This is a genomic window from Burkholderia sp. AU27893, from assembly GCF_002223205.1.
Classification (GTDB): Bacteria; Pseudomonadota; Gammaproteobacteria; order Burkholderiales; family Burkholderiaceae; genus Burkholderia.
This window is the reverse complement of record NZ_NKFD01000004.1, coordinates 1,926,276-1,944,610: the sequence shown is the minus strand read 5'-3', so window position 1 is coordinate 1,944,610 and position 18,335 is coordinate 1,926,276. Positions and strand designations below refer to the sequence as shown.

The window sequence follows — 18,335 nt, the reverse complement described above, 5'->3', positions numbered from 1 at the left end:
GGAGATCGACGCGATTCGTCTGCACAATAGGCCGGCATGGCCCGTGCAGCGAATCCGTCTCGACGGAGAACAACAACGATGACTTTCGAACCACCGGGCCACGCAGAACCGATCGATGACAACCGCGCCGTTCTGCTGATCGAACTCGAAGCCGGCGGCTATCTGACGGAGGAGCAGGCGGCGCGCGTCACCCAGCGTCTGAGGGACGCACCGGCCGAGCTTCCCGACACCGATTCCCCGCGCAAAATGCTCGACTGGCTGATTGCCGAGGGCTATACGACGGCGGACGCCGAAGCGAAAGCCACGCATGAACTGCTGGATGGCTGCTACGCGAGCGGCAACGCGAAAATCTTCCTGATGACGGTGCTGGAGGAGATCGATCCGCCCCGGTTCGAACAGCGTCGGAACGAAACGATCGCATCGATGCAGCGTGAGCAAAAGAAGAAGCAGATGCTGATCGGCTTCGGCGGCCTGGCGGCGGCGCTCGCGGTGGGCGCCTACCTGTTGTGGCCCGCATCGGCGCCCGCATGCGGCGCGTCGAGTACCACCAAGGCGCTGAATTCGCTGTTGTTCGACGCGCGCAGGGACATGATGCGCAGGAACCCGATGCAAATGCTCGACCGGGGTACCAAGTCGTTCCCGCACGTCAGCAACCCCCGTGAAGTCGGCTACGACGAGGCCAATCGGGCGCGCGGCTGCCTGGCGGACGTGAGTATCGCCGACGAGCACGCGACGCTCGGCTATGTGGTCCGGCACGACGACAAGGACAAGAGCGCCTTTGTCGTGCAGACGTTCTCGCCCGAATACGTGACGGCTCGCTACAGTGCGCAGGGGCTCGATCCGAAGCTCGGCGCACCGCTTGGCCGCGACGTCATCAGCGCGGCTTTCATGGCAAGCGTCGCGCAACTCGACAAGGACGTGTCGGCGCGCATGCCGCGCTACGGCAAGCCGAGGTTCGGCGACGACACGCCGACGACGCTGACGAGCAGCGTGTTCGGTGTCATGCCGGCCGCCGACTGCAAGCCGATCGATGGCGACCGCGTGTCGTGTCCGTTGCTGATCGATTATCGCGACCGGTTGCTCGGTGCGATCGGCGCGCCGTCGATGCTGCAGTTGAAGGGCGATTTCACGTTCGTCAAGGAGGGCAGCGGCTGGAAAGCCGCCGACGATTTCGACAAGACGCTGATGGAGGCGATCGTCGCGCGACGCGTCGCGAAGGTGTATGGCGACGACGTCGCCGACAAGATGGAGGCGGAGAAGAAGTAGGCTGCGCGGCAACCCGATCAACCGCTGCGGCTGACGCAATGAAACGGGCGGCCTGCGAGGCAATCGCAGGCCGCCCGTCTTTCTTGTCAGTGCTCGACTGCTTGCTTACCGGTCGTCTTCCCGTACCGAAGACGGATGCCGGCACAGCGCCCGCACTTCCATCTCCATATACGGAAACAGCGGCAGCTGGCTCAGCAGGTCATGCAGCTGCTGTACGCTTTCCACATCGAAAATACTGACGTTCGCATACTGCCCGGCGATCCGCCACAGATGCCGCCAGGTCCCTTCGTTCATCAGCCGCTGGCACATCGCTTTTTCTTCCGCCTTCAGCGTGGCCGCCTTGACCGGATCCATGTCCGTCGGCAGACGGACGGTCATTTCCACATGAAACAGCATCCTGCACTCCTTGCGTTATCGGTTCGTCGAATCGGAAGGCCACTCACGCCTGCGCGCGGGCTCGCTCGACTTCGCTGCCCGGCACGTCCGGCTTTTCCTTGAGCAGCGAGAAGTCGAAATCGATCAGCGCGAACTGCCCGTCGACGCCATACGGCTTGCCTTCCGCGCCCTCGGCCTGCTTCACCGGCGGGATCAAGCCGTCGCGCGTCGCGAAGGCGAAGTCGTCCCACAGATGCGGATCGCCATCGATGTTGATCTGCGTCGTCAGCTTACGATAACCGTCCGCCGAAACGAAGAAGTGAATGTGTGCCGGGCGATGGCCGTGGCGGCCGAGCTGGTCGAGCAGTTGCTCGGTCTTGCTGCCCGGCGGCACGCTGTAGCCCACCGGCAGCACGCTGCGGAAGCTGTAGCGGCCTTCGGCATCGGTGCGGATCGAGCGGCGCAGGTTGAACGCGGGCTGCGACTGATCGAAGTACGAGTAGTTGCCGAGATGGTTCGCGTGCCACACCTCGACCAGTGCGTTCGCGATCGGCGCGCCGTCCTGGCCGAGCACCTGGCCGCGCATGATGAGCGTCTGGCCCGGATCGGTGCCGTCGTCGAGACGCGCATGGCCGACCGATTCCGGCGCACCGGCGACATACAGCGGCCCTTCGATCGTGCGCGGCGTGCCGCCCTGGATGCCGGCCTTTTCCTCGGCTTCGTCCATGCGCACGTCGAGGAAGCGCTCGAGGCCGAGGCCCGCGGCGATCAGCCCGAATTCGCGGCCGGCTTCGTTCAGGTAGTTCAGCGCCGTCCAGAATTCGCTCGGCTGCACGTCGAAGTCCTCGATCGTGTAGCAGATGTCCTTCACGATCCGGTTGACGATCGCGCGCACGCGCGGGTTACCCGGCTTCTCGGCGGCATCGTCGAAGGTCTTCAGCAGTGCGTCGATGGCTTGCTTGTTCATCTGTGTCTCCGGTTTCGGTTGTCGTGTGGGGTCAGCGGGCGTCGCGTCGCATCCGTTCGATGCGGGCCCAGTCGAAGGTGATGCCGAGGCCGGGCGCTGCCGGCAGATGCAGCTTGAAATCCGCGTAGCGCAGCGGCTCGACGAGGATCTCCTCGGTGAGCAGCAGCGGGCCGAACAGCTCGGTGCCCCATTTCAGCGAGTCGAACGTGCTGAACAGTTGCGCGGACGCCATCGTGCCGGCCGCGCCCTCGAGCATCGTGCCGCCGTACAGTTCGATGCCGGCCGCCGCCGCGATCGACGCGACGCTCGCCGCACCCTGCAGGCCCCCCGATTGCGCGATCTTCACCGCGAACACGTCGGCTGCGCGATCCTGCGCGAGCGCGAATGCATCGACGGGGCCGTGCAGCGCCTCGTCGGCCATGATCGGCACCTGCGCCAGTTGCGCGAGGCGTTTCAGCCCCGCGCGGTTGGTTGCGGCAATCGGCTGCTCGACCAGGCTCACTCCGGCTTCCGCCAAGCGCGCGCCGGCCCAGATCGCGTCGGTTTCGCTCCACGCCTGGTTCACGTCGACGCGCACGTCGCCGCGTTCGCCGAGCGCGCGCTTGATCGCGATCACGTGTGAAACGTCGTCGGCCACGGCGTTCGAGCCGATCTTCAGCTTGAACGCGCGGTGGCGGCGCGCGTCGAGCATCGCTTCGGCTTCCGCGATGTCGCGCTGTGTGTCGCCGCTCGCGAGCGTCCAGGCGACATCGACCGCATCGGTTCGGCGGCCGCCGAACAGTTCCGACAGCGGCACGCCGAGGCGGCGCGCTTGCGCGTCGAACAGCGCGGTTTCGATCGCACACTTCGCGAAGCGGTTGCCCTGGAACAGCTTGCGTGCGCGCGCCAGCGCAGCGCCCGGGCGGGTCGCGTCCATGTCCTGCAGCAGCGGTGCGAAGTAGGTGTCGATGTTGACTTTGATGCTTTCGGGGCTTTCCTCGCCGTACGCGAGACCGCCGATGGTGGTCGCCTCGCCGACGCCTTCGATACCGTCCGTGCATCGAATACGCACCAGCACGAGAGTCTGACAGTTCATCGTCGCGACCGACAATTTGTGGGGCCGGATCGTCGGCACGTCGACGAGCAGCGTCTCGATGCGTTCGATGGTGGCGGCAGTTGCTATCATGCGATTCCTCCTGTTGGTGCACATGGTAGGAATTCCCGCCCCGCGTCGTCCAACACTCTTTCCGACTACTTCCATACCTTTGAGGCATGAAATGGAATTGCGTCAGCTCCGCTACTTCATCGCCGTCGCCGAGGAAATGAACATCACGCGGGCGGCGGAGCGGCTGCACATGACGCAGCCGCCGCTCAGCCGCCAGCTCCAGGCGATCGAGGACGAAATCGGACTGCCGCTGTTCGAGCGCGGCGCGCGGCCGCTGAAACTGACGGATGCGGGGCGCGTGTTCTATGCGCAGGCGAAGCGCCTCGTCGACCAGGCCGACGAGCTCGGCCCGCTGACGCGGCGGCTCGCGCAGCTGTCGGAGCGGATCGTGATCGGCTTCGTGCCGTCGACGCTGTACGGCGCGCTGCCGGACGTGATCCGCGCGTTTCGCGAGGCGCAGCCGGACGTCGAGTTGTCGCTGATCGAAATGTTCACGCTCGAACAGCTCGGCGCGCTGAAGGGCGGGCGGATCGACGTGGGCTTCGGCCGGCTGCGCTTCGACGACGACCAGCTGGTGCGCGAGGCGCTGATCGAGGAAAAGCTGATCGCGGCGCTGCCGGTCGGGCATCGGCTCGCCGATCCGGCCCGGCCGCTGACGCTCGCGGACATCGCGAACGAGACGCTGATCGTCTATCCGAGCACGCCGCGGCCGAGCTTCGCCGATCAGCAGCTGTCGGCGTTGCGCGACGGCGCGCTGGTGCCGGCGGCCGTTCACGAGGTGCGCGAGCTGCAGACGGCGCTCGGGCTGGTGGCCGCGCAGGTCGGCGTGTCGCTGGTGCCGGAGAGCGTGGAGGGCGTGCGCGTGAAGGGCGTGGTCTACCGGCGGTTGCCGGAGCCGGCCGCGACGTCGCCGATCATCATGAGCCGCCGGCTGCACGGCGAAAGCGCGGCGACGGCCGCGTTTTGCGCGATTGCGCGGGCGATGATCGTGCCGGTGGGGTGACGGTCGTCGTCATCTCTATAAATTGCAACTAACGGTCTGTTTCGGTGAGCACCGACAGATACGGGGAGGGCGCCGTGGTCTCATGCGCTGTCGAATGAGCGCTTTGCCGGTGACGCAAGCCACCGGCCGCGCGAGCATGCGACGACGTTACCGCTTCCCGTCGAGCGTTTCCGACGGCGATTCCCCGAACTTCTCCCGATACGCGATCGCGAAGCGCCCCAGGTGCGTAAACCCGCAATCGAGCGCGACATCGGCGATCCGCCGGTCGGACACCGCGCCGCGCAGCAGCTCGCGCGCGTGGTCGAGCCGCGTCGCGCGCAGGTATTGCATCGGGCTCATTCCGCGGAACTGCAGGAACGCGTCGCGCAGCGTCCGTTCCGGCACGTTGGCGGCCTGGACGATATCGGCGAGCTGCAGCGGTTGCGCGTAGTGCGCGTTCACGAACTCCTGCGCGCGCCGCACGAAGCCCGGCGCCGGGTCGCGGTGCGACGCCTGCAGCACGGACGGCGGGTGGCCTTCGATCAACAGGTCGATCAGCAGATGCTCGAGCTGGGAGGCGACGCGCGGGTTCGCGTTCGCGCGTTCGAGCAGTTCGGGCGAGCGGGCGACGAGCATCAGTTGCTGGCGCCACGCGGCGAGCGCCGCGTCGCTGACATGCAGCACGGGATCGAGCGTCGCGCGCGGGTCGCCGGTCAGCGAGCCGACGGTCGCCGCGTCGATGCGCAGCACGAACTGCTCGCAATCGGCGGACAGCACCGCGTCGAAGCGTTCGCCGGGCGCACACAGCACGCCGGTCTGGCCGTCGACGCCGAGCTGCCGCCCCATCGCGCGCACCTCGGCCTGACCGGACAGGCAGAACATCAGCAGGTAGTAGCCGTCGACCGCGTCGACCTGCACGCGCATCGCGTCGCCGAACGCGATCGTGCCGATCCCGAGCCCGCCGAGCCTGACGAAATCCATGTGCGACGCACCCCGCGTGCGGCCGTTCGGCAGCAGCGCATGCGGCTGCATCACGCGCGAGATGCGCTCGCGCGTCTCGTCGAGATCGCGGGATTCGAACAGCCGGTGCGCGCGCAGCGCGAGCGGCTCGAACGACGTTGGGGACATGGGCATCAGCCTTGGTGTGGACGGCGTGCGCGTCGATCCGATCAATGGGTCGCGATCGTGCGCCGGGTCGTGTGTGCCGTCATGCTAGCGCAGAAATCCGCCGAAAGTGGATATTGCGCTGCCGCAATCGCACTTTCCGGATAGACGGCGAATATTAGCTTTTCAAAAATCGGCTCCATGCATTCAACGCAACGGATCGACAAGGAGTCCGACATGGAGCAGACAGAATCGCCCGTCGTTTTCGCCGCGCGCGACGACGCGTCCGACGTGAGCTTTCCGCACGACGACGGCTCGCGCGTGCCGTACAAGGTGTTCAGCTCGCGCGCGGTCTACGATCGCGAGCAGGAACGCATCTTCCGCGGCCCGACGTGGAACTTCGTCGCGCTGGAAGCGGAAATCCCGAACGACGGCGACTTCAAGAGCACGTTCGTCGGCGACACGCCGGTGGTCGTCACGCGTACCGAGGACGGTGCGCTTTCCGCGTGGGTGAACCGCTGCGCGCACCGCGGCGCGCAGGTGTGCCGCAAGTCGCGCGGCAACGCGAGCTCGCACACGTGCGTCTATCACCAGTGGAGCTTCGACAATTCGGGCAACCTGCTCGGCGTGCCGTTCCGGCGCGGCCAGAAGGGGATGTCCGGGATGCCGGCCGACTTCGACCCGAAGCAGCACGGGCTGCGCAAGCTGCGCGTCGACAGCTACCGCGGGCTCGTGTTCGCCACCTTCAGCGACGACGTGATGCCGCTGCCCGACTATCTCGGCGAGCAGATGCGCCCGTGGATCGACCGGATCTTCCACAAGCCGATCGAGTATCTCGGCTGCACGCGCCAGTATTCGAAGTCGAACTGGAAGCTGTACATGGAGAACGTGAAGGATCCCTATCACGCGAGCATGCTGCACCTGTTCCATACGACCTTCAACATCTTCCGCGTCGGGATGAAGGCGCGCTCGATTCCGGATGCGAACCACGGGCTGCACAGCATCATCACGGTGACGAAGACGGGCGACGACACGTCGGCCGCGTACAAGCAGCAGAACATCCGCTCGTTCGACGAAGGCTTTCATCTGGAAGACGAATCGATTCTCGACCTCGTGTCGGAATACGACGAGGACTGCACGAACCATATCCAGCCGATCTTCCCGCAGCTCGTGATCCAGCAGATCCACAACACGCTGGTCGCACGGCAGATCCTGCCGAAAGGCCCCGACAACTTCGAACTGATCTTCCACTTCTTCGGCTACGTGGACGATACGCCCGAGCTGCGTGCGCTGCGCATCAAGCAGGCGAACCTCGTCGGGCCGGCCGGCTACATCTCGATGGAGGACACGGAGGCGACCGAGCTCGTGCAGCGCGGCACGGTGCGCGACGGCGACGCGACGTCGGTGATCGAGATGTCGCGCGGCAATCCGGACCAGCAGGACACGGTGATCACCGAAAGCCTGATCCGCAAGTTCTGGGTCGGCTACCAGAAGCTGATGGGCTATTGAAGCGGGAGCGCGCAATGATGGAAAACCTGACGGAAGACATGAAGACGTGGTTCGAGATTTACATGCTCCAGAACCGCTATATCGGGCACCTCGACAACGACCGGCTCGAAGCCTGGCCAACGATGTTCACCGAGGACTGCACTTACGAAATCGTGCCGAAGGAGAACGCCGACCTCGGGCTGCCGGTCGGGATCGTCCACTGCACGAACCAGCGGATGCTGCGCGACCGCGTGGTGTCGCTGCGGCACGCGAACATCTACGAAGAGCATACGTACCGGCACATGACGTCGGGCCTGACGATCGTCGCGGAACGCGACGGCGAGATCGACACCGAGAGCAACTACGTCGTCGTGCAGACGCGCAGCAACGGCGAGTCGAACGTGTACCAGGCCGGCAAGTACTACGACACGGTCGTGCGCACGCCGGACGGGCTGCGCTACAAGACCAAGCGGGTGATCTACGACACGTCGCGCGTGCAGACACTGCTCGCCACCCCGATCTGATACGGAAGCAAGGAACTGACATGACCGAAGCAACGCTCGCCGAGTGGCATCCGCTCGGCGCTTTCGACGAATTCTCCGAAGACGAACCGGCGGCGCGCGTCGCCGGCCAGAAGCCGATCGCGGTGTTCCGGATCGGCGACGAACTGTTCGCGATGCACGACCTCTGCACGCATGGCCACGCGCGGCTGTCCGAAGGCTATGTGGAGGATGGCTGCGTCGAATGCCCGCTGCACCAGGGGCTGATCGACATCCGCACCGGCGCGCCGAAATGCGCACCGATCACGGAGCCGGTGCGGACCTATCCGATCCGGATCGTCGACGGGCAGGTGGAAGTCAATGTCGGCTGATCCGTTCGTGATCGTCGGCGCCGGGCATGCCGCGCGGCGCACGGCCGAAGCGCTGCGCGAGCGCGACCCGGCGGCGCGCATCGTGATGATCGGCGCGGAGCGCGCGCTGCCGTACGACCGGCCTGCGCTGTCGAAAGATGCACTGTTGACGGACGGCGGCGAGCAGCGTGCGTTCGTGCGCGACGCGGCGTGGTACGACGCGCAGCGCATCGAGTTGCGGCTGGGTACGCGTGTCGATGCGATCGAGCGCGATGCGCAGCGCGTGCGGCTCGACGACGGCACGACGCTGGCTTATGCGCGGCTCGTGCTCGCGACGGGTTCGCGGGTGCGCATGTTCGGTGGTGAGATCGACGCAGGCGTCACGCCGCATTACGTCCGCACGGTCGACGATGCACGTGCGTTGCGCGCGCAGCTTGTGCCGGGCCGCCGCGTGGCGGTACTCGGCGGCGGGTTCATCGGGCTGGAGGTCGCAGCGGCGGCGCGCCAGCTCGGGTGTGACGTGACGGTGATCGATCCGGCGCCGCGCCTGCTGCAACGTGCGTTGCCGGAAGTGGTCGGTGCGTATGCGCATCGGTTGCACGACGCGCGGGGCGTGGTCTTCCAGATGACGACGCTGCCGCGCGCGATCCGGCGCGCCTCGGGCGGCGGCGCAATCGTCGAGACAGATCGTGGCGACGTGCCGGCCGATCTCGTCGTGGTCGGCATCGGTGTGGTGCCGAATGTCGAGCTGGCGCAGGCGGCGGGGCTCGATGTCGACAACGGGATTCGCGTCGACGCGGGCTGCCGCACGGTCGATCCCGCGATCTTCGCGGCGGGCGAGGTGACGATGCACTTCAATCCGTTGCTCGGGCGTCACGTTCGGATCGAATCGTGGCAGGTGGCCGAGAACCAGCCGGCGGTTGCGGCCGCGAACCTGCTCGGCGCGGACGAGACCTATGCCGAGCTGCCGTGGCTCTGGTCGGATCAGTACGACTGCAACCTGCAGATGCTCGGGCTGTTCGGCAGCGAGCGCACGATCGTCGTGCGCGGCGATCCGGCGAATGGGGCGTTCACGGTGTTCGGGCTGGGGGATGACGGCAGGATCGTCGCGGTGGCGGCGGCGAACCTGGGGCGCGACATCGGCGCATCGCGCCGGTTGATCGCGGCCGGGGCGGTGCCGGACCCGGTGAAGCTTGCGGATCCGGCGGTGAACCTGAAGACGTTCATGTAGCGGGCGCTCGGTCGTCCGGCCCGGCATGCGGTAACGATGCCGGCCGGCGCCGTGTGCAATCCGCCGATCCGATCCGGCGGCGTCCGGCACGCTCGACGCGTGTCGCAATGTTTGTCGGCAGCCCCGCAACCGGTGCATATTAGCGGCATCGTTCGCCCGACCCGTTGCCCATGACGCCAGACAAAGCCCTCGAACTGAAACGCAGCAAGCGCCGTGCCCTGTGGCTGTTGCTGGCCGCCGTCGCGGTGTTCGTCACGACGATTCTGCTGCCGCGCGGCCCGTGGGTCGACGGCGTCAAGGCCGTGGCCGAAGCCGCGATGGTCGGCGCGCTCGCCGACTGGTTCGCGGTCGTCGCGCTGTTTCGCCGCGTGCCGATCCCGTTCGTGTCGCGCCACACCGAGATCATTCCGAAGAACAAGGACAAGATCGCCGACAACCTCGCGGTGTTCGTGCGCGAGAAGTTCCTCGGCCCCGACGCACTCGCCGCGCAGATTCGCCAACACGACCCCGCGCAGAAACTCGGCGCGTGGCTCGGCGAGCCGGCGAACACGGAGGCGCTCGGCGGCTATGTGACGAAGCTGATGAGTTTCGCGCTCGACATGACCGACGACGCGCGGATTCAGTCGTTCGTCCATGACGCGTTTCGCGCGGTGATCGACCGGGTCGACCTGTCGCAATCGGCCGGCGCGATCCTCGACACGCTGACGAAGGACGGCCGCCACCAGGCGCTGCTCGACGATGCGATCGAACAGGTGGTCGACGTGCTCGACAAGGAGGAGAACCGCGAGGTGATCGCGGGCTTCATCGTCGAATGGCTGAAGACGCAGTACCCGAAGGTCGAGAAGATCATGCCGACGCAGTGGTTCGGCGAGAACGGCGCGCGGATGCTCGCGAGCGCGGTGAGCCGCGTGCTGGAGGGCGTGGCGGCCGATCCCGAGCACGAGCTGCGGCAACGTTTCGACCGGACGGTCCTGCGCTTGACCGAGCGGTTGAAGCACGATCCCGCGTTCATCGAGAAGGGCGAGGAGATCAAGCGCTATATCCGCGACGGCGCTGCGTTCAACGACTATGTGCGCGACCTGTGGGATCAGTTGCGCGCGTGGCTGAAGGCCGATCTCGCGCGCCCCGATTCGGCGCTGCACCGGCAGGCCGCGATGCTCGGCGGCTGGCTCGGTGCGCGGCTCGCGGAGAGCCCGGCATTGCGTGCGTCGCTGAACGAGCACGTGGAGAAGGCCGTGCACGAGATCGCGCCGGATTTCGCGGATTTCCTGATGCGTCACATCCGCGACACGGTGCGCAACTGGGATGCGCGCGAGATGTCGCGGCAGATCGAGCTGAACATCGGCAAGGATCTGCAATACATCCGCATCAACGGCACGCTGGTCGGCGGGCTGATCGGGCTCGGCTTGTATCTGGTGTCGCTGGTGCCGCGCTGGGCGGCCGGCTGGCTGCACTGACACGGCCACGGGTATCGCGCGGCGGGCGAGACGGGCCGCGCCCGCGCGTCAGGCGTGCGCTTTCGAGCCGTGCAGTTGCAGGCCGAGCGCCTTGATGACCTTCAGGATCGTGCCGAAGCTCGGGTTGCCGTCGTGCGACAGCGCCTTGTACAGCCCTTCGCGCGACAGGCCCGCATCGCGAGCGACCTGCGACATGCCGCGTGCCCGTGCGATCACGCCGAGCGCATGCGCGATGAAGGCCGGATCGTCGCCGCCTTCCTGCAGGCACGCTTCGAAGTAGTCGGCCATGTCGTCTTCGGTTTTCAGATGATCGGCCGAATCCCACGGCCGGGTATTGATCTTGTCCATCGGTTACTCCATGTCGAGATGCGCGAGCATCGCGTGCGCGGCGCGGATGTCGGCCTGTTGCGTCGATTTATCGCCGCCGCAGAGCAGGATGACCCAGATCGTTCCGCGCCGGACGTAGTAGACGCGATAGCCGGGGCCGTGGTCGATCCGCATCTCGACGACCGGCGAGCCGGCGGACTTCCAGTTGCCCGGATTGCCCATCGAGAGGCGGTCGATGCGTGCCTGGATGCGGCGCTTCGCGACGCGATCCTGCAGGCCGGCAAACCAGGCGTCGAAGACGTCGGTGGTCCGGATGCTGAATGCAGGAGCACTGTAGGGCAGGAATGGCAATGTGTCAACCATGGTTCACATGTCTATTGAATGGAACATCGTTGCCATTACAGCCCGGCGGGCGCGTCGCGCGGCGTTGACTGGCCGTCAGGCCGACCTTTGCGCGCCGGAGATGGCCGTCCGGTCGAAGTCGGAATTCCGCGAATCCGTCTACAATCAAAAACGTCTTTGCCGCCCGTGCGCGCTTGCCGCGCGCGGGCGGGTCCGTTCGTCCTCCGGCATCCGGAGGCGCCGCCCCGCATTACGCATCGAGCATGCATCTTGCGCGGCGAGCAGTGCCGTGGTCTGTGTCCAGTAGGTAAGGCGTCCGCGTGCCGTAGGCCGGCGCGCGTCCTGAACGCCGCGTGTCCGTAGGCCGGGCAGGCGGCATAACCGAGAGTCCCCTTGACGTCCTCGTCCGCCTAAAGGCGGAGGATTCCCACACCTGGCGATGCACGTCCGCATCGGAGAATGTTCAACGCAGCGTTGATATCACGATCATGCACGACACCACATCCACTGCAGGCCCACTCTCTTATTCGCAGTCCCGCGATACCTTTCGGCCGCGTCGTGCTGTCTTGCGACCCGCACGCCGAACAGGACTGGGTGGAACCGCTTTCGTCGACTTCCTCGAACGTGGCACCGTGCGCGATCGCTTTGTAGCGGAGCTTGTTTCGGAAGGACGACCAGGATGCGTCGTAGACGCTCTTCGCCATCCTGGTTCTGGCGAGTTTCGCGGGCGACACGTTGCCGACCGCGATGTAATCGAAGCGCCGCACCAGATCGAGCGCGAGCTTGTGCTGGAAATCGGCACGCGCATTCGCCACCTTGGCGTGCAGCTTCGCGATGTGCCGCTTATGCTTTCGCGCTCGCTGCGCTTTCGCCAGCTTTTCCGCCGCTCGTCGACCGAACCGATCGTTAGGCAGCTTCTCGCCGGTCGAAAGTGTGGCGAAGTCTTTCAGGCCGAGATCGATGCCGACCCCGGAACGGATTGGGCGGGCCTGAACATCGGGCATCTCAATCGCGATGTTGAGAAACCAGTTGCCGCGCGCATCCTGCGCAAAGTTGGTCCCGTCCTTGATCTTGCCTTCCGGAAGCGGTCGACTGTTGAACACACGAAACGTGTTGCCGGCAAAGCGGAATGCTTCGCCTTCGCGCTTCAGGTCACGGCCCTTCAGCGGCACCCAGCCCAGCGATTTCCTGCCGCGATAGCGCAGGTAGGGGCGTCGGTGCTGACTGCGCGACTTCGCATATTGCTCGCACGTCGCGTTGATCGTGCCCGAGTGGATGCCGAGTTCCTTGCTGCTACCCGTGGTCAGCACATTCAAATCAAAACCCGTTGGCCACCTCTTGTTCCACTTGAGCGCGTGCTTCTGCGTGTCATTGCAGAAGTTCCAGACGTAGTTCACCGCACGGCTCTGCTTGTTGAGCAAGCCGTTGAGCGACTTCACGCGGTAGCGGTAGACAAGGATCATGCCGGTGATCCTAACCCGTGGAAGAAGCTGCCTGTCAACAGCACCCCTGTCCTTCCCGCCATCAAGGGCGGGGTTTCTCGGAGCAAATTCTGATGAAAGCATCGGATCTGTTCGTGAAGGCGCTGGAAGCCGAAGGCGTCGAGTACGTGTTCGGCATTCCCGGCGAGGAAAACCTCGATCTGCTCGAATCGCTGCGGCGATCGAAGATCAAGCTCGTGCTGACCCGGCACGAGCAGGCGGCCGGGTTCATGGCCGCCACCTACGGCCGCCTGACGGGCCGCACCGGCGTGTGTATCGCCACGCTCGGGCCCGGCGCGACGAACTTCGTGACGGCCGCCGCCTATGCGCAGCTCGGCGGCATGCCGATGCTGATGATCACCGGGCAGAAGCCGATCAAGTCCAGCAAGCAGGGCCACTTCCAGATCGTCGACGTGGTCGACATGATGCAGCCGCTCACGAAGTTCACGCGGCAGATCGTGTCGATCGGCAACATCCCGTCGGCCATACGCGAGGCGTTCCGCCGCGCGGAGGAAGAGCGCCCGGGCGCCGCGCACCTCGAGCTGCCGGAAGACATCGCGCACGAGGAGGGCGACGGCAAGCCGATCCCGCGCAGCTACAGCCGGCGGCCGGTGGCCGAGGAGAAGGCGGTCGCGCACGCGGTCGACGCGATTCAGTCCGCGCGCCATCCGCTCCTGATGATCGGCGCGGGCGGCAACCGCAAGACCACCTGCAAGATGCTGCTCGAATTCGTCGACAAGACGGGCATCCCGTTCTTCACGACGCAGATGGGCAAGGGCGTGATCGACGAGACGCACCCGCTTTGGCTCGGCAACGCGACGCTGTCCGACGGCGATTTCGTGCACCGCGCGATCGAGCATGCGGACTGCATCATCAACGTCGGCCACGACGTGATCGAGAAGCCGCCGTTCTTCATGCGTACCGACGACAAGACCGTGATCCACGTGAACTTCCTCGGCGCGCAGGTCGATCCCGTCTACTTCCCGCAGATCGAGGTGGTCGGCGATATCGCGAACGCGGTGTGGCAGATGAAGGAAGCGGTGACGCCGCAATCGCACTGGGATTTCGAGCGCTTCCGGATGATCAAGGCGCATTTCGACGCGCATCTTGAGAAGGGCCAGCACGATCGGCGCTTCCCGATGTACCCGGTGCGGATCGTCAACGATCTGTACAACGCGATGCCGGTCGACGGCATCGTCTGTCTCGACAACGGGATGTACAAGATCTGGTTCGCGCGCTACTGGCGCGCGCACGAGCCGAATTCGCTGCTGCTCGACAACGCGCTCGCGTCGATGGGCGCGGGCCTGCCGTCGGCGATCGCGACGAAGATCGTGCATCCGCAGCGCAAGGTGATCGCCGTGTGCGGCGACGGCGGTTTCATGATGAATTCGCAGGAGCTCGAAACGGCCGTGCGGCTGAAGCTCGACCTCGTCGTGATGATCCTGCGCGACGACGCGTTCGGGATGATCCGGTGGAAGCAGGAGAACATGAATTTCCCCGATTTCGCGATGACGCTGCAGAACCCCGATTTCGTCGCGTATGCGCAAAGCTACGGTGCGCACGGGCATCGCGTCGAATCGGCCGACGATCTCGAGCCGCTGCTGCGCGAGTGTTTCTCGTCGCCGGGCGTGCACGTAATCGACGTGCCGATCGACTATTCGGACAACGAGCGCGTGCTGAACCGCGAGATCAAGCGCCTGTCGGCACAACTCTGAATGTCACGTTCACAGGAAGGAGTCGTTCCATGTTGAAGGAAACCTATCCGTACTACCTCGCCAACGAGGCCGTCTACGCGAACACCGATCTGGAGGTGACCGACAAGTTCAGCGGCAAGGTCGCGACGCGCGTCGCGCTGGCCGATGCGAAGGCCATCGACGCGGCGATCGGCGCGGCGGTCGATGCCGCGAAGCCGATGCGCGAGTTGCCGGCCTACAAGCGGCAGGCCGTGCTCGACCATTGCGTCGCGCGCTTTCGCGAGCGCTTCGACGAGCTGGCCGAGGCGCTGTGCATCGAGGCCGGCAAGCCGATCAACGATTCGAAGGGCGAAGTGACGCGGCTGATCGACACGTTCCGCGTGGCATCCGAGGAATCGGTGCGGATCGACGGCGAGATCATCAACCTCGAGATCTCCGCGCGTGCGCAGGGCTATACGGGCTACACGAAGCGCGTGCCGGTCGGCCCGTGCTCGTTCATCTCGCCGTTCAACTTCCCGCTGAATCTCGCCGCGCACAAGGTCGCGCCCGCGCTCGCGGCCGGCTGTCCGTTCGTGCTGAAGCCGGCGAGCCGCACGCCGATCGGCGCGCTGATCATCGGCGAGGTGCTCGCGGAAACCGACTTGCCGAAGGGCGCATTCTCGGTGCTGCCCGCGCATCGCGATGGCGCCGACCTGTTCACGACCGACGAGCGGTTCAAGCTGCTGTCGTTCACGGGTTCGCCGGCCGTCGGCTGGGCGTTGAAGGAGAAGGCCGGCAAGAAGAAAGTCGTGCTGGAACTCGGCGGCAATGCGGCCGCGATCGTCGATGCGGACCAGCGTGACCAGCTCGACTACGTGGTCGAGCGCCTTGCGTTCGGCGCGTATTACCAGTCGGGCCAGAGCTGCATCGGCGTGCAGCGGATCCTCGTGCATGCCGACCTGTACGACGCGCTGCGCGACAAGCTGATCGCGAAGACGCGTTCGCTGAAGATGGGCGACCCGAAGGATCCGTCGACGTTCGTCGGCCCGATGATCTCCGAATCCGAATCGCGCCGGCTGTCGGGCTGGATGGACGCGGCCGTCGCGGCGGGCGCGAAGATCGTCGCGGGCGGCAAGGTCGATGGCGCGATGTTCGAGGCGACGCTGCTGGAAAACGTCGGGCGCGAGCAGGACCTGTACCGGAAGGAGGCATTCGGCCCCGTTGCGATCCTCGAGAAGTTCGACCGGTTCGACGAGGCGCTCGCGCGCGTGAACGACAGCGACTTCGGGCTGCAGGCCGGCGTGTTCACCGATTCGCTCGCGCATGCGCAGCGCGCGTGGGACGAGCTGGAGGTCGGCGGCGTCGTGATCAATGACGTGCCGTCATTCCGCGTCGACAACATGCCGTACGGCGGCGTGAAGGATTCGGGCCTCGGCCGCGAAGGGATCCGTTACGCGATCGAGGACATGACCGAGCCGCGGCTAATGGTCGTGCGGCGCCGGTAACGCGCGGGCAGGCGGCGCGGCGCCGCGACGGCACGCGGGCGGGCGATCGGGCCGGCCCGCGTGCCGTTTTTCATGGTGGCGCATGTATTGGGCCGGCGCCGCGCCCGCACCGTGACCGCCTCGCGCGGCGGGCGGCCCGAGCGCGCTCGACTGCGGGCCTCGCCTCGTGATGTAATCGCGCGAAACTGCCGACCGGGGTACGACACCGGAACGCGCGAATTCATTCTTCACGAGGTCGATTCATGTCCCCCGTCTCGGCATTCAAGCTGGTTTTGTTGTCATTTCTCGCGATCGTCGCGCTCGAATGCATCGCCAAGCGGCTGCGATTGCCGCCCGCGGCCGCGTTGCTGATCGGCGGCATCGGCATCGCGTTCATTCCCGGCCTGCCGCCGATCAATCTCGATCCGGAACTGGTGTTGCTGGTGTTCCTGCCGCCGCTGCTGATGGATGGCGCGTACTTCTCCGTGTGGGAGGAGTTCAAGCGCAACGTCGGCGGCATCCTGCTGCTCGCGATCGGTGCGGTCGTGTTCACGACGTTCGCGGTCGGCTTCGCCGTGCACTGGGTGGCGCCGTCGCTGCCGTGGGCCGCGTGCTTCGCACTCGGGGCGATCGTGTCGCCGCCCGACGCCGTGGCAGCGAAGGCCGTGCTCGAGCGCGTTGCGCTGCCGCGCCGGCTGATGGTGCTGCTCGAAGGCGAAAGCCTGCTGAACGATGCGGCCGGCCTCGTGCTGTTCCGCTTCGCGGTCGTCGCGGCGCTGTCGGGTACCTTCAGCCTCGGCCACGCGGTCGTGGGGTTCGCGGAGCTCGGGCTCGGCGGCGTGGTGGTCGGTTTCGCGGTCGGCAAGCTCGTCGTGTGGTTCCTGAAGCTGCTCGACGACGACTATCTCGTGATCACCGTCGCGGTGATCGCCGGCTGGATCGCGTATATCGCGGGAGAGATGGTCGAAGTGTCCGGCGTGATCGCCACCGTCACGGCCGGCATGATCGTCGGCTGGCATCAGCACGAGGTGTTTTCGGCGGCGGTGCGCACGCGCGGCACCGCGTTCTGGCAGGTCATCGTGTTCCTGCTCGAAGCGATGGTGTTCGTGCTGATCGGGCTGTCGCTGCGCGGCGCGATCCATCGGCTCGGCGGTTTCGAGCAGGTGCTCGCCACGATGGTGCCGCCGATGCTCGCGGTGCTGGCGGCGGTGATCGTGTCGCGCTTCGTGTGGATCTATGCGGTCGAGGCGCTGAAGTGGCCGGTGCGCGGGATCGCGCGGCGCGGCGAAGCGCCCGACTGGAAGGCCGCGACGATCATGAGCTGGGCCGGGATGCGCGGTGTCGTCACGCTGGCGATCGCGCTGTCGCTGCCGGAGGCGATGCCCGGCCGCGACGTGATCCTGGTCGCATCGTTCGCGGTGATCCTCGTCACCGTGCTGCTGCAGGGCACGACGATCGGCCCGCTGATCCGGCTGCTGCGCATGCCGCAGGGTGAAGAACGCGCGTCGCACCACCTGACCGAGCCGCAGACGTGGGCGTACGTCGAGGCGGCGCAGCTCGCGGCGATCCAGCCGCTCGTGCGCGACGAGAACGGGGTCGTGATCCATCCGCGCCTGCTCGAGCAGTACACGTATCGCGCGGAATTGACGGAAAGGGCGAAGAACGAGCCGACGTATCCGGCTGAAGTGCGTGCCGCGCACTACGACGTCGTGCTGGCCGCGATCCGGGCCGGGCGCGCGGAACTGTTGCGCCTGCACCGTTCGGGGCGCATCCACGACGAGATGCTGCACGCGCTCGAACGCGACCTCGACCTGCAGGAAGTCTCCGCGCAGCACGCGCGCGGGTAGGGCCGCCCACCTCCGACACCTCGCCATCGAGCAGCCGGTATCAGCCGGCCCGAAGCGCGCCCGGGTCGATCGCTGCCCGGCGCGCTTTTTTTCTTTCGCGCGCCCGCCGAGGGGGCGGATATTCATCCGGCCCTCAAATGCGGCGGCAGCCAGCCTTGCAGCGCGTGCAAGCCTTATCGCGCCTGTCTCGCAAACGTTATCGTGTTCCGAATCCGGAAATGATCCGATTTAACTGTTTCCGTCTCTTTCTGCATATTTGGCAAAACTAAACCGGATTGAGATAGATGCTGTGTTCTAATTTCATTTAGAATCAGCCG

Annotated in this window: 17 protein-coding genes; 10 read left to right on the top strand and 7 right to left on the bottom strand. The window is 66.0% G+C overall.

Annotated features, from left to right (window positions below; all coding sequences use genetic code 11):
* Window positions 1–78 precede the first annotated feature (78 nt).
* Window positions 79–1,266, top strand: coding sequence for a hypothetical protein (locus CFB47_RS28520; protein ID WP_089462990.1), 1,188 nt, complete (start codon window positions 79–81; stop codon window positions 1,264–1,266).
* A 105-nt stretch (window positions 1,267–1,371) separates the two neighbouring features.
* Here CFB47_RS28520 and catC read toward each other — a convergent pair whose 3' ends face one another.
* Genes catC through CFB47_RS28505 form a run of 3 tightly spaced genes read right to left on the bottom strand, consistent with a single transcriptional unit; the run spans window position 1,372 to window position 3,773 of the window.
* Window positions 1,372–1,662, bottom strand: a complete 291-nt coding sequence (gene catC / locus CFB47_RS28515; RefSeq protein ID WP_011355923.1) for a muconolactone Delta-isomerase — start codon at window positions 1,660–1,662, stop codon at window positions 1,372–1,374.
* Between the two features lie 43 nt (window positions 1,663–1,705).
* On the bottom strand, window positions 1,706–2,608 hold the full coding sequence (gene catA / locus CFB47_RS28510) for a catechol 1,2-dioxygenase (RefSeq protein WP_089443064.1): 903 nt from the start codon (window positions 2,606–2,608) through the stop codon (window positions 1,706–1,708).
* A 31-nt stretch (window positions 2,609–2,639) separates the two neighbouring features.
* A complete protein-coding gene (locus CFB47_RS28505) occupies window positions 2,640–3,773 on the bottom strand; it encodes a muconate/chloromuconate family cycloisomerase (protein ID WP_089462989.1) in 1,134 nt (377 codons plus the stop codon).
* 91 nt (window positions 3,774–3,864) lie between these two features.
* On the opposite strand from CFB47_RS28505, the gene CFB47_RS28500 reads away from it, so the two are divergent.
* On the top strand, window positions 3,865–4,755 hold the full coding sequence (locus CFB47_RS28500) for a LysR family transcriptional regulator (RefSeq protein ID WP_089457759.1): 891 nt from the start codon (window positions 3,865–3,867) through the stop codon (window positions 4,753–4,755).
* Window positions 4,756–4,902: 147 nt separating this feature from the next.
* Here CFB47_RS28500 and andR read toward each other — a convergent pair whose 3' ends face one another.
* Window positions 4,903–5,862 (bottom strand): anthranilate 1,2-dioxygenase regulatory protein AndR, encoded by a 960-nt coding sequence (gene andR, locus CFB47_RS28495; protein ID WP_069251003.1) that lies wholly within the window; start codon window positions 5,860–5,862, stop codon window positions 4,903–4,905.
* A gap of 213 nt (window positions 5,863–6,075) precedes the next feature.
* Between andR and andAc the strand changes: the two genes are divergently transcribed.
* The 5 genes from andAc (at window position 6,076) to CFB47_RS28470 (ending at window position 10,864) form a co-directional block, all read left to right on the top strand.
* Window positions 6,076–7,347, top strand: a complete 1,272-nt coding sequence (andAc, locus tag CFB47_RS28490) for an anthranilate 1,2-dioxygenase large subunit AndAc (RefSeq protein WP_089463572.1) — start codon at window positions 6,076–6,078, stop codon at window positions 7,345–7,347.
* Window positions 7,348–7,361: 14 nt separating this feature from the next.
* Window positions 7,362–7,850, top strand: a complete 489-nt coding sequence (gene andAd, locus CFB47_RS28485) for an anthranilate 1,2-dioxygenase small subunit AndAd (protein WP_069251004.1) — start codon at window positions 7,362–7,364, stop codon at window positions 7,848–7,850.
* A gap of 20 nt (window positions 7,851–7,870) precedes the next feature.
* On the top strand, window positions 7,871–8,197 hold the full coding sequence (gene andAb / locus CFB47_RS28480; RefSeq protein WP_006479527.1) for an anthranilate 1,2-dioxygenase ferredoxin subunit AndAb: 327 nt from the start codon (window positions 7,871–7,873) through the stop codon (window positions 8,195–8,197).
* Window positions 8,187–9,407 (top strand): anthranilate 1,2-dioxygenase system ferredoxin--NAD(+) reductase, encoded by a 1,221-nt coding sequence (andAa, locus tag CFB47_RS28475; RefSeq protein WP_089462988.1) that lies wholly within the window; start codon window positions 8,187–8,189, stop codon window positions 9,405–9,407. Before andAb ends, andAa begins: the two co-directional genes overlap by 11 nt.
* Before the next feature lie 170 nt (window positions 9,408–9,577).
* The gene (locus CFB47_RS28470) at window positions 9,578–10,864 is read left to right on the top strand and encodes a DUF445 domain-containing protein (RefSeq protein WP_089462987.1); all 1,287 of its coding nucleotides are present in this window, start codon (window positions 9,578–9,580) and stop codon (window positions 10,862–10,864) included.
* Between the two features lie 48 nt (window positions 10,865–10,912).
* Here the strand turns inward: CFB47_RS28470 and CFB47_RS28465 are convergent, their stop codons facing one another.
* The 3 genes from CFB47_RS28465 to CFB47_RS28455 form a co-directional block, all read right to left on the bottom strand.
* Window positions 10,913–11,212: an addiction module antidote protein gene (locus CFB47_RS28465; RefSeq protein WP_089462986.1), complete on the bottom strand. Its 300-nt coding sequence runs from the start codon at window positions 11,210–11,212 to the stop codon at window positions 10,913–10,915.
* Between the two features lie 3 nt (window positions 11,213–11,215).
* A complete protein-coding gene (locus tag CFB47_RS28460; RefSeq protein WP_089457763.1) occupies window positions 11,216–11,554 on the bottom strand; it encodes a type II toxin-antitoxin system RelE/ParE family toxin in 339 nt (112 codons plus the stop codon).
* A 389-nt stretch (window positions 11,555–11,943) separates the two neighbouring features.
* On the bottom strand, window positions 11,944–12,996 hold the full coding sequence (locus tag CFB47_RS28455; protein ID WP_089457764.1) for an RNA-guided endonuclease TnpB family protein: 1,053 nt from the start codon (window positions 12,994–12,996) through the stop codon (window positions 11,944–11,946).
* A 92-nt stretch (window positions 12,997–13,088) separates the two neighbouring features.
* On the opposite strand from CFB47_RS28455, the gene CFB47_RS28450 reads away from it, so the two are divergent.
* The 3 genes from CFB47_RS28450 (at window position 13,089) to CFB47_RS28440 (ending at window position 18,018) form a co-directional block, all read left to right on the top strand.
* Entirely contained in the window at window positions 13,089–14,729 is a 1,641-nt protein-coding gene (locus CFB47_RS28450) for an acetolactate synthase large subunit (RefSeq protein ID WP_089462985.1), read from the top strand.
* Between the two features lie 29 nt (window positions 14,730–14,758).
* Entirely contained in the window at window positions 14,759–16,192 is a 1,434-nt protein-coding gene (locus CFB47_RS28445; protein ID WP_089443055.1) for an aldehyde dehydrogenase family protein, read from the top strand.
* Window positions 16,193–16,434: 242 nt separating this feature from the next.
* The gene (locus CFB47_RS28440; RefSeq protein WP_089443054.1) at window positions 16,435–18,018 is read left to right on the top strand and encodes a Na+/H+ antiporter; all 1,584 of its coding nucleotides are present in this window, start codon (window positions 16,435–16,437) and stop codon (window positions 18,016–18,018) included.
* Window positions 18,019–18,335 lie beyond the last annotated feature (317 nt).